Annotated in this window: 9 protein-coding genes; 8 read left to right on the forward strand and 1 reads right to left on the reverse strand. The window is 35.8% G+C overall.

Annotation, left to right across the window (positions count from 1 at the left end; translation table 11 throughout):
- Nucleotides 1-343 precede the first annotated feature (343 nt).
- Nucleotides 344-2,131, forward strand: a complete 1,788-nt coding sequence (gene pepF / locus WCV66_RS15710; protein ID WP_338786014.1) for an oligoendopeptidase F — start codon at nucleotides 344-346, stop codon at nucleotides 2,129-2,131.
- Nucleotides 2,132-2,698: 567 nt separating this feature from the next.
- Here pepF and WCV66_RS15715 read toward each other — a convergent pair.
- Entirely contained in the window at nucleotides 2,699-3,247 is a 549-nt protein-coding gene (locus WCV66_RS15715) for a DUF3231 family protein (protein WP_066339391.1), read from the reverse strand.
- Between the two features lie 355 nt (nucleotides 3,248-3,602).
- On the opposite strand from WCV66_RS15715, the gene WCV66_RS15720 reads away from it, so the two are divergent.
- The 7 genes from WCV66_RS15720 to WCV66_RS15750 all read left to right on the forward strand — a co-directional run bounded on the left by WCV66_RS15720 (nucleotide 3,603) and on the right by WCV66_RS15750 (nucleotide 11,866).
- Nucleotides 3,603-4,118 (forward strand): DUF3189 family protein, encoded by a 516-nt coding sequence (locus WCV66_RS15720; protein ID WP_066339387.1) that lies wholly within the window; start codon nucleotides 3,603-3,605, stop codon nucleotides 4,116-4,118.
- 704 nt (nucleotides 4,119-4,822) lie between these two features.
- Nucleotides 4,823-5,713 carry a nitrilase-related carbon-nitrogen hydrolase gene (locus WCV66_RS15725; RefSeq protein ID WP_338786015.1) on the forward strand — a complete coding sequence of 297 codons (891 nt, stop codon included), beginning with the start codon at nucleotides 4,823-4,825 and terminating at the stop codon, nucleotides 5,711-5,713.
- 141 nt (nucleotides 5,714-5,854) lie between these two features.
- Nucleotides 5,855-7,219, forward strand: a complete 1,365-nt coding sequence (locus WCV66_RS15730; RefSeq protein WP_413789590.1) for an NAD(P)-dependent oxidoreductase — start codon at nucleotides 5,855-5,857, stop codon at nucleotides 7,217-7,219.
- Nucleotides 7,220-7,249: 30 nt separating this feature from the next.
- Nucleotides 7,250-8,536, forward strand: coding sequence for an NAD-dependent dihydropyrimidine dehydrogenase subunit PreA (preA, locus tag WCV66_RS15735; protein WP_338786016.1), 1,287 nt, complete (start codon nucleotides 7,250-7,252; stop codon nucleotides 8,534-8,536).
- A gap of 13 nt (nucleotides 8,537-8,549) precedes the next feature.
- Nucleotides 8,550-9,968: a dihydropyrimidinase gene (hydA, locus tag WCV66_RS15740; RefSeq protein WP_338786017.1), complete on the forward strand. Its 1,419-nt coding sequence runs from the start codon at nucleotides 8,550-8,552 to the stop codon at nucleotides 9,966-9,968.
- 152 nt (nucleotides 9,969-10,120) lie between these two features.
- Nucleotides 10,121-11,605, forward strand: a complete 1,485-nt coding sequence (locus WCV66_RS15745; protein ID WP_338786018.1) for an NCS1 family transporter — start codon at nucleotides 10,121-10,123, stop codon at nucleotides 11,603-11,605.
- Between the two features lie 45 nt (nucleotides 11,606-11,650).
- Complete coding sequence (locus WCV66_RS15750; RefSeq protein ID WP_338786019.1) at nucleotides 11,651-11,866, forward strand: hypothetical protein; 216 nt, start codon at nucleotides 11,651-11,653, stop codon at nucleotides 11,864-11,866.
- Nucleotides 11,867-11,967: the final 101 nt, after the last annotated feature.

Here is an 11,967-nt window from a genome sequence, read left to right on the forward strand (position 1 = left end):
TTTTGCTGATGACCAATTTTTTCATCACACTCAAAAGGAATCCTATAAGTTGGTTTTAGGATATGTATAAAAATCGTTAGAAGGGAAAATGAACTCATTTTCCTTTTTAGGCGATTTTACAAAACTGCCTCAATACTACCCCTCTAATTAAAACTGCTAACAAGTATTCATCAAATTAAATCGACCTCGATGATAAAAGTTGTTCCAAAGATAATTGTAAATAATAAATTCCCTATATGATTATCTTAAAATAAAGTCTATTTTTCTTCTCCAAATAATAAAGGATTAAAGAGGGTTTAATTAGAATATATAGTAATAAATTATTGGATAAAGGGGTTTTCTAATGACGACATTCACTTCAAGAAAAGAAGTACCAACCCATGAAAAATGGAACTTAGCAGATATTTATTCTGATCATAGCAAATGGGAAGAAGATTACAAACTTATTGAAGAAATCGCAGAAAAGTTAAAAAAATTTGATGGTGACATTCATAACGGACACTCCCTGTATCAATACCTTAAACAAAGTGAAGAGCTATCATTTTTGATGAACAAAATATATGCATTTGCCATGTTAAATGTGGATGAGGATACGAGGGAAACGCAAGCACAATCCTTGTTAGAACGTGCAAAACAACTTAATGTGAAAGCTAGTGCAGCGACTTCCTTCTTCATGCCTTATTTGCTTAGCTTAGATGAAGAGGTTTTAAAAGGATACATATCTGAAGAAGAACGCTTAACTTATTTTGAAGATGATTTATTAGAGTCATTTCGTTACAAAAAACACGTTTTAAGTAAGGAGCAAGAAGAAGTTCTATCACAATTAGGGGAAGCAATGTCCGTTCCAGGCCATACATATGGCATGATGAATAACGCAGATATTAAATTTGGAGAAGTTACGAATGACAGTGGTGAACGGGTAGAGTTAACAAGGGGAATGTATGCGAAATTAATTGAAGACGAAGACCGAGAAAAGCGCAAAGAAGCGTATAAGGCTTATTATAAGCCTTACTTACAATTAAAGAATTCAATTGCAGCAACACTTTCAGCAGCAATTAAAAATAATGTTACTATAGCTAAAATTCGCCATTATCCTTCAGTGCTGGAAAAAGCGTTATTTGGTGATAATGTACCGAAAGATGTATATGAAAATCTCATTACTACAACCAAAAATAATCTTGCTCCATATCACCATTACACTAGAATTCGTAAGGAAAAGTTAAAAGTGGATGAACTTCGTCAGTATGATCTAAGTGTGCCTCTAGTAAGTGGAGTAAAGCAGGAGATTACTTTTGAGGAAGCATATGAAACAATGTGTAAGGCTTTATCTCCATTAGGAGAAGAGTATATAAGCATCCTAAAAGAATTTAAAGACTCAAGATATATAGATGTCAGGGAAACACCTGGTAAGCGATCAGGTGCTTACAACTTAGGTATTTATGGTGTTCATCCGTTTATTCTCTTAAATCATCAGGATGATTTAAACAGTTTATTTACGTTGGTCCATGAATGTGGGCATGGTGTTCACAGTAAGTTAAGCTCACAGCATCAACCACAAATTACCGCACGTTATAGTATTTTTGTTGCGGAAGTAGCTTCAACAGTTAATGAGGTACTATTAATTAATTATTTATTGAACAATGAAACAAATCCTGAAATTCGAAAATCCTTACTCAATCATTTTATTGATCAATTTAAGGGCACGTTTTTTACTCAAGTGATGTTTGCGGAGTTTGAGAAGAAAACACACGAAATGGTGGAGAAGGGGTTGCCATTAAATGTAGATGTTTTCAATCAAATCTATGAGACTTTATTCAGAGAATATAATGGTGAAGAAATTGTATTTGATGATGAAGTGAAATTTGGGTGGGCACGAATTCCTCACTTCTATCGTCCTTTTTACGTCTATAAATATGCTACTGGATTTGCATCAGCGATTCATCTTGCAACAAAGATTCTTGAAGGCGATCAAGACACATTGAACTCATATCTGGAATTTTTAAAGAGTGGAAGCTCTGATTACCCACTTGAGTTGTTAAAAAAGACTGGAGTTGACTTAACGACTCCTTACCCAATTGAAAATTCACTTAAGCGGTTTGGAGAATTGGTAGATGAGTTTTCTAGATTATAAAGTTAAATCAAAATTGGTATGAAGGTGCCTCAGATGAGTCTAACCTCCTAACATCACTTGTTTATAGTTACTTTTTAAAGTATGTTGGAGGGTCTGACCCTTTGTTATTTTTAGTTTCTGAGACTGTTATAATAAGTAAATTAAAGGAAGAGGATTTATTGTTCCAGTGGTACGGAGAGTGATGATCAAATACTAAGGGGAATCGATTATTTGCAAGTTGGGCAGGGATTATCAATTGGCCGAGTAAAGAAATAAAAATGAAATTGAATGAAGGGATACCAAATTGTTTATTTCAGATGGTATCCTTTTTTATTTTTATTTTGGTAGTCTCTGACCCTGTTATACCTAACTGAGCAAAAAATTAAGGACAAGTATGCAAAATGGCTCATCTTAGTAATAAATTTATTCTTCAAAATGGCCTTTTTAGCTAACAGCCGAAAAGTTGAGAATAAACAAACACCAAACCTTTTTTAGTTATGTTTATGTAAACTTAATTTTGCATAGGATATAGATTGTTTTTGCTCTGCTTAGTTTGTACCTTTAAAACGTAGGTAGCAACTTAAAAGTTTATGGTTGTTGAGAACCAGGTGGGATGTAAAACGGTGGTACCTTAATCCATCCACGTTTACGCATTAAATGTTTTACTCTAGTTGCGAAAGCTAATTTTTCAGCTTGAAACTGAATAAACAATAAACCAACATCTGTACGAATCGACTCAGTAGTGGCACTAGCTGCTTTCATAATCAAACTAATGATTTTTAAAGATAATTCGTTTGCAATCACATCATCCGTTAATTTAACACCAAGAGGAATACTTTTAGAATCAGATATTGGCATATCTTCAGGGGAAGAAGGTAATGAAATTCCTTCCTTTATCATGAAATCATGGAGTCGTTTCCTTTGACTGGTCCCGAGTTTCATATCTTCTTCAAGAATTTCCTTTAGTTCATCATCATCCGTGGTATTTATAGCTGATTGAACTGATACTTTGGCTAATTCAAGACCTGCCAAGTAAATCCAACATGCCATCACTTCTCCGACATGAAGAGGTTGATCTTCATCTTGAACAGTCATTGATTTCATGGCATCCATAACTGTTTCCCATACATTTACCATGTGATTCCCTCCTGATTTTGTAACTTAACTATATATATTGTTTGTCCCATAGGAATTTTTATTCATAAGTAGATAATACAAATTAGGGAATGTTGTCATTAAATAGTTTTATCTATAAACGGGAAATTATTACAATAAAGCATCTTTAATTTACAATATGGGAGAATTATGATTTATAGGAGAAAGTTTTATATTGTTAAAAGCGAGTTTGTCGAGATTTTTAACAATCATCTACAAACCTTTTTAATCTTTTTTAAGAAATTAATTTATTATTCTAATTTAAGGATAAATTAAATGACTGTTGTTCATATGGATATAATAGTTTTAAAAAGAACTTTGAAAAAAGGATGATCCTATGATTTATATTTACAATGACTTTGGTGGAACACATACAACATCACTAGCTGCTGCCTACCATTTAAAACTTCTAAAACCACCTTCAAGAATGCTAACAAAGGAAGAAATATTAGCAGTTCCTTTCTTTAATAAATTAACAAAAAAGGATGCAGGAAAAATAATTTTTCATGGAGTAGATGATGAAGGCCATTCTGTCTATACACTCGGTAGAAGATCTTCCAAGTTGGTTGTACCAGCTTTAAAAAACATATGTTTATTATTACAGAATAGAGATCAACTTGAAGAAAGGATTATTTTTTCAAATACTTCTCCAACAGTACCGCTTGCTATGACATTAGGAGGTTTTTTCTCAAGAGGATTAGGAATCGATTTTATTGGTGTGCCATTACTAGTAAAAGGTGCACAGCAATGTTGTGATCACATTTATCAGTTAGTTGAAAATACAAAACAAATTGCTAAAGATACGACTGAAGAAAAAATCATCACGCTTGAGAATGAAAATTTTCAAGCGTGATGATTTTTAATTTTTAACGATGTTAAAGATCTATATGGATAATTTTTACGAGTAAAATGAAAGGTTCACTTCTACATGTCGAACGATTTATTTGTAGTTCATTATTTTTAGAAAGTATTTAATTTGTATTTAATTTGGTATTACTTAGGTAAGATAAAGTAACTGTCTCGTTATTTGATATTTTGAAATAATATACTTTCTTTATTAGGACGACCAATTTTTACACGATTTTCCCAATATACTATATAAAATATTAGCTATAGCTCCATTTAGGAGGAACTATAAACTACTTATGTTACCAGTCTCTAAGGGTGACTTTGAGTTGTTACTACAACTACTAATGGTCAAGCAATCATCATTCCTATTTTGCCCTCTCACTTTCCAATTAACGTTTAATCCAATCTGCGTAATTTATCTACAAGGCATCCAAGCAAGCTTTACTCTATTTTACATTAAGGTATGTAAAATCCTTACAGGAATTTCCATCTTGTATAAGGAAAACCTTATTTTCACCTATTAAAATGATAATAGACTTTACATTCCAACATTTTAGTATTATTCATTTTATTCACTTTTATAAACCGTCTTTTCGTTAGTAAACACCTTATATTCTTCTATTAATAAACATGTGTTGTTCGTCTGTATATACATTTTTTTATCATGCGAACACACTGTATATAAAAGCTACTAAAGGGGGATAAAATATGTCTGATTTAGTGAAAATTGGTCTTATTCAAGCATCAAATGATGTGGATGGTCATGAACCGATTCAGGTTCATAAAGAAAAAGCGATAGAAAAGCATGTAAAGCTTGTGAGAGAAGCTGCTGAAAGTGGTGCACAAATCATCTGTTTACAGGAAATATTTTATGGACCATATTTCTGTGCTGAGCAAAATACAAAGTGGTATGACTCTGCTGAGGAAATTCCGAATGGTACAACAACAAGATTATTTCAAGAACTTGCAAAAGAATTAAGTGTAGTCATAGTTCTACCAATCTATGAAAGAGAAGGTATTGCTACATACTATAACACGGCTGCTGTCATTGATGCAGATGGAACATATCTTGGGAAATATAGAAAACAACATATCCCACATGTAGGAGTGGGGAAAGAAGGATATGGATTCTGGGAAAAGTATTACTTTAAACCAGGTAATCTTGGTTACCCTGTTTTTGATACAGCCTTTGCGAAGGTTGGCGTTTATATATGCTATGATCGTCATTTTCCAGAAGGTGCGAGATTACTAGGTTTACATGGGGCAGAGGTTGTATTTAATCCATCAGCCACTGTTGCAGGTTTATCTGAATACCTTTGGAAACTAGAACAACCTGCACATGCAGTTGCCAATGGGTATTATTTAGGAGCAATTAATCGCGTTGGGTATGAAGGACCATGGAATATGGGTGAGTTTTACGGTCAATCGTATTTAGTAGATCCTCGAGGAGACTTTGTGGTAATGGGAAGTCGTGATAAGGATGAAGTGATTATTGGTGAAATGAATAAAAAGTTAATTCGAGAAGTCCGTGATGTTTGGCAATTCTATCGTGATCGTCGCCCAGAAACATATAATGAAATGACTTCATTATTACCTTAAGTGAATCATTTCACATTCGAATAATTAGCGAGTCTGATATAAAATAATAGGTCAGGCTACTGTTGATGAAGCTCATTTCCTTATGTTCAGCATTCCTGTACAGTTCTACCATTGTTTGCTTAAAGAAAAGGAGGCATTGTGTTGACCAAAATCAAAGGCTCTCATATTTCTTTAACCGATTTATCAAAAAACTTTCAAGAATTTCATCAAGGACTTACAAGCAGAGAGGCAATCGAAGAAGCAAATCGTTGTTTATATTGCTATGATGCTCCCTGTATTAAAGCTTGTCCAACTGGAATAGATATTCCATCGTTTATAAAAAAAATTGCATCGGATAATTTAAAAGGATCGGCAAAGACAATCATGAGTGCAAATCCAATTGGAGCTAGCTGTTCGCGAGTTTGTCCTACAGAAGAGCTTTGTGAAGGTGCTTGCGTTCTTAATGATTCTACCAAGCCCATTATGATTGGAAACCTTCAACGTTATGCGACAGATTGGGCGATTCAAAATGAACAAATGCTATTTCAAGCAGGTGAAAGGAATGGCAAAACAGTAGCAGTTATTGGCGGAGGTCCAGCAGGGTTATCAACGGCACGAGAGCTTGCTCTATATGGTTTTAATGTGACCATTTTTGAAGCGGAAGAAGCGGCTGGAGGGTTAAATACTTACGGAATTGTTTCATTTCGATTACCACAAGCTATTTCGTTTTGGGAAGTCAAGCAAGTAGAAGCTTTAGATGTAGAAATCCGTACTAACACATGTGTAGGAAAAGATATTACAGCAAATGAGATCTTAGATAGTTTTGACTTCGTTGTTTTAGCAGTTGGAATGGCAAATGTACCGAATATAGGCATTCCAGGGGAAAACAATGAATCCGTCTATGATGCCATTCAGTTTGTAAAAGAGACCAAAACAAAAGAAATAACCAAGGAATTAGTAGGTAAAAGAGTAGCTGTCATTGGTGCCGGAAATACGGCGATTGATGCTGCAACTTGTTCAATTCGGCTAGGGGCAGAAAATGTCAAAATTTTATATAGACGATCCCAAGAAGAAATGACAGCTTACAATTTTGAGTATGATTTTGCTAAACAAGATGGTGTGGAATTTCGCTGGTTAACGGCTCCTAAAAGAATTGTCTTAGAAAATGGCAAGGTGTCAGGAATTGAATGCATAAAGATGGAGCTAGGTGAATTAGGTAATGATGGTCGCCGCCGACCAATTCCAGTAAAAGATTCAGAGTTTCTTATAGAAGTAGATGCTGTTATTAAGGCAATCGGTCAATCAAGACATTTATCCTTAATTGAGCAATTTGGATTAGAGCACGCGGGTGGTGTTGTAAAGGTTGATAAAGCTTCCTATCAAACATCAAATCCAAAAGTATTTGCATGTGGTGATGTTGTTTTCGGAAAAGGCCACGGAGATGCAATGGTTGTAACAGCGGCCCAGCAAGGTAAGCTAACAGCCCTTTCCATTCATAAACAGACAGGTCAAGTAAAAACAGTCTAAACATATGGTAATTGAAAGGAGAGAGTGAAAATGGCTGACTTATCGATTAATCTTGCAGGAATTAAGTCTCCTAATCCATTTTGGCTAGCATCAGCACCACCAACGAACTCAGGCTATCAAGTGCAACGTGCATTTGAGGCAGGCTGGGGAGGTGCTGTTTGGAAAACCTTGGGTGATCCTATTTTAAATGTTTCCTCACGTTTTGCAGCAGTTAGCTTTAACGGACAACGTGTGGCAGGATTTAATAATATTGAACTGATTACAGATCGTCCGTTGGAAGTGAATTTAAAGGAAATCTATGAAACAAAGAAGCGATTTCCTCATCATGCAATTGTGGTTTCATTAATGGTTGAACCAAAGCAAGAAAAATGGCATGAAATTGTTAAACGTGTAGAAGATGTTGGAGTAGATGGACTTGAGTTAAACTTTGGCTGCCCACATGGTATGGCTGAACGTGGAATGGGATCAGCTTCAGGGCAAGTGCCAGAGCTTGTTGAAAAACAAACGTATTGGGCAAAGGAAGTAGCTAATACTCCTGTTATCGTAAAGTTGACACCAAATATTACTGATATTACTGTGACAGCTGAAGCTGCGGTTCGTGGTGGGGCTGATGCTGTGAGTATGATCAATACGATAAATAGTTTAGCTGGAGTAGATTTAGATTCTTGGAATACAATTCCACACGTTGCTGGAAAAGGTGCCCATGGAGGTTATTGTGGACCTGCTGTAAAGCCGATAGCTTTAAATATGGTGGCAGAATGTGCAAGAAATCCACATATAAATGTGCCGATTTCGGGTATGGGCGGAGTCTCAAATTGGCAGGATGCAGTAGAATTTATGCTGATGGGGGCTAGAGGGGTACAAGTTTGCACAGCAGCTATGCATCATGGTTTTAGAATTGTCGAGGATATGATTGATGGATTGAATAATTATTTAGATGCAAAAGGAATTGCATCTGTTTCTGATCTTGTTGGAAAGGCTGTTCCAAAATTCTCAGACTGGGGAAATTTAGACCTTAATTATAAGGTCGTAGCCAGCATTAATACCGACGTTTGTATTAACTGTAACAAATGCCATATTGCTTGTGAAGATACATCACATCAATGTATAGATATGGTGAAAAATCCAAATGGCAAGGATTATTTAAAGGTTCGAGAAGAGGATTGTGTAGGCTGTAATTTATGCTCGATTGTTTGTCCTGTAGATGGAGCAATTGACATGATTGAGATTGCAAATGAACTTCCACCAATGACATGGAATGAGCGGCAAGCTGTCCTTCAATCAACTGGATGCGAAGTTACTATCGTGAAAAAGTAACAGGGGGTAAAGTATGTTAAAACTGATAAAAAATGGAACAATCGTGACTGCAACTGATATCTATAAGGCAGAAATTTTAATTGAAGATGAAAAAATTAGTGCGATCGGAACGAACTTACCTGCCCATGGTGCAGAAATAGTTGATGCTAAGGGGTGCTACGTATTTCCAGGAGGAATTGATCCACATACACATCTTGATATGCCATTTGGCGGAACAATTACAAAGGATGACTTTGAATCTGGAACAATTGCTGCTGCTTTTGGTGGAACAACAACTGTTATTGATTTTTGTTTAACAAATAAAGGGATTCCATTAAGTCAATCAATTCAAACATGGCATGATAAAGCAAAAGACAAAGCAGTGATTGATTATGGCTTTCACTTAATGATCGGTGAAATGAACAATGATGTACTAAAACAACTAGATGGTGTTATTAATGGAGAAGGAATCACTTCCTTTAAAGTATTTATGGCCTATAAAAATGTTTTACAAGCAGATGACGAGACGCTTTTTAGAACCTTAATTGCTGCAAAAGAGCTAGGTGCTTTGGTAATGGTTCATGGAGAAAATGGCGATGTCATTGATTATTTAACGAAAAAAGCATTAGAGGATGGGAATACAGACCCAATATATCATGCCTTGACTAGGCCTCCAGAAGTGGAGGGTGAAGCGACTGGAAGAGCAGCTACTCTAACAGGGCTTGCTGGTTCTCAATTATATGTCGTCCACGTTTCATGTGCAGAAGCCGTTAAGAAAATTACAGAGGCGAGAAATAAAGGATTTAATGTATGGGGAGAAACATGTCCACAATATTTAGTGCTTGATCAAACCTATCTAGAAAAACCAAACTTCGAAGGGGCAAAATATGTTTGGTCACCACCTTTACGTGAAAAGTGGAATCAGGATGTGCTATGGAATGCCCTAAAAACAGGACAATTACAAACAATAGGATCTGATCAATGTTCTTTTGATTTTAAAGGGCAAAAAGAACTTGGTCGTGGTGATTTCACAAAAATCCCTAATGGAGGACCTATGATTGAAGATCGTCTCTCCATTTTATTCTCTGAAGGTGTGAAAAAAGGGAGAATTACGTTAAATCAATTTGTTGATATTACTTCAACAAGAATAGCGAAATTGTTTGGATTATTCCCTAAAAAAGGAACAATCACAGTTGGAGCAGATGCAGATCTGGTCATTTTTGATCCAAACGTTCAGCGTACCTTGTCAGTTGAAGCCCATCATATGGCTGTTGATTATTCTGCATTTGAAGGAATGGCAGTGACAGGAGAACCAATATCTGTATTAGTACGAGGCGAGTTTGTTGTCCATAATAAGAAATTCGTGGGAACCCCTGGCTCTGGTCAATATTTAAAACGTGCAAAGTACGGTATGTTACGTTCTTCAGATCAAGATGAAAGACAAACCATTTAACAACAAGTAATCTCGACTAATTTTAATAAAAGTTATCCCACAGAATGTTGTACTCATCGATCTGAACAACTCCTAAAATTGCTTGCTCTTTTAAGGCAAGCAATTGTTTTATCTAAATCACCCATTTTTAAAACGAAAAAGGGAGTGTTCACATGAGTAAGAGACAATCTTATTTAAAATCACCAGATCTATTGCCAATTTCAGAGAAAGATAGAAAGATTACTCCAATAGGTTATTCTTTTATGTGGATAGGGATGGTTGTTGTATTAGCAACGTTTGCAATCGGTGGTGCAGGTGTTATTTCATTACCCTTGCCCCTTGTATTATTAGCAACAATCATTGGTTCGTTGGCAATAGGTTTTTTCATCTCTTTAACAGGTGATATTGGGATTGAACATGGGCTATCTTTTCCTGTTTATATGAGGGCACCGTTCGGAACTGTCGGGACCCATATACCATCTGTTGTCCGTGGCTTGGCAGCATCTATGTGGTTTGGGATAAATACGTATTTTGGAGCTACAGCTATGAATGGAATCTTATCGATTATAGCTGGCTTTGATAATTGGTTTGTTTGTTTCTTGCTATTTGCAATTTTACAGTTATTTAACACAGCACTTGGAATTAAAGCAGTTGAGAGATTTGCAGATTTAGCAGCACCAATCATTATCTTAATTTCTTGCTGGATGTATGTATCATTATCAGATACGGCAGCTGCAGGTGGAAGAGAAGTATGGAGCTGGGTTGAGAATCCAGTGACAGGTGGAGCAGCGTTTACAGCCTTTTTAGTTGTAATTTTTAGTAACATGGGATTTTGGGCTACTCTTTCAGCAGATATTCCTTCTATATCTCGCTTTATAAAAGCACCTAAAAACGAGAAAAACTGGTTTAAGCGTAATAAACACGCATTAATTGGTAATTTAATAGCTTTACCGTTAACCCAAGCATTTATGGTAGTTATAGGTGGAGTCGCATATATTGCTGTGATGAACTATGATCCTGTTATTGCTTTACAAGAAGCAGCAAGTGGATTTGTATTAGGTATTCTTCTGCTTATGATCGTGTTAGCGCAATGGTCAACAAACATTTCAGCCAATATTGTTCCAGCAGCTACTATTTTCTCAAACGTTGGTGGACCAAGATTTCCATTCTGGGCGGGAGTTGTGACCGCTGGGATTGTGGGAACAATTGTTCAACCCTGGAACTTGTTCGGGGTTATCATTCCCGTTTTGTTATTTATTGGAGGAATTCTATCTGCCATTGTTGGGATTCTTGTAGCAGATTACTACTTTATTCGTAAACGCAGAGTAAATGTACCCGATCTTTACGAATCAAACGGTCAATATAAATATATGTATGGCGTTAATGTAGCAGGGTTTATTGCATGGATCGCTGGAGCAGTCTCATCCTATTTTGTTCCAAGCTATTCGTTCTTAGTTGGATTCGTCGTAGGGGCAGTTTGTTATTATTTACTAGCAAAATATTGGTGGTTTGTGAAATATAAGCAAGCTGAAATTGAAGATCCAAGTGATGAAAAGTATTTAGGACTTTCAGTTGGACGTGATTGGGTGATTGATGATGTTGCGGTTGAATCATCATTAGATACTCCAGTTACTGATGATCCTTCTGTTACAACCTAATAAATAGCAAAGGAACTAGTATGTAAGGAGTAGGGGGAGAAAACGGTGTCTGACTATCAACAATATTTAGCAGAGAGAGAGAAAATAGATTATTTAATCCAAAAGGGCTACTGCATAAAAGGGGTTTTAGAAAATTTGAGTGGTGCTTATTTACAATTTGAAAAAGGTGAACATGAAGAAAAGGAGACAGAAACCCTACACATATTGACCGCTGAAGCAAGAAAGTATTTTTCAGCTATCATGTTGACGCAAAAGCTCTGAATGTAAAGCTCTAGCATAGGATGGGTCTTTTTAAGGCCGATCCTTTTTCCTAAGTCTTAAAATAAGAAAAAATGTTTAAGAAGTACCTCCATTCAAGAAGA

Source organism: Metabacillus rhizosphaerae, from assembly GCF_037201795.1.
Classification (GTDB): domain Bacteria; phylum Bacillota; class Bacilli; order Bacillales; family Bacillaceae; genus Metabacillus; species Metabacillus rhizosphaerae.

Coding starts and splice junctions, on each gene's coding strand:
- WCV66_RS15745 (WP_338786018.1), top strand. CDS start 10,121: ATGAGTAAGAGACAATCTTATTTAAAATCACCAGATCTATTGCCAATT.
- hydA (WP_338786017.1), top strand. CDS start 8,550: ATGTTAAAACTGATAAAAAATGGAACAATCGTGACTGCAACTGATATC.
- WCV66_RS15725 (WP_338786015.1), top strand. CDS start 4,823: ATGTCTGATTTAGTGAAAATTGGTCTTATTCAAGCATCAAATGATGTG.
- preA (WP_338786016.1), top strand. CDS start 7,250: ATGGCTGACTTATCGATTAATCTTGCAGGAATTAAGTCTCCTAATCCA.
- WCV66_RS15720 (WP_066339387.1), top strand. CDS start 3,603: ATGATTTATATTTACAATGACTTTGGTGGAACACATACAACATCACTA.
- pepF (WP_338786014.1), top strand. CDS start 344: ATGACGACATTCACTTCAAGAAAAGAAGTACCAACCCATGAAAAATGG.
- WCV66_RS15715 (WP_066339391.1), bottom strand. CDS start 3,247: ATGGTAAATGTATGGGAAACAGTTATGGATGCCATGAAATCAATGACT.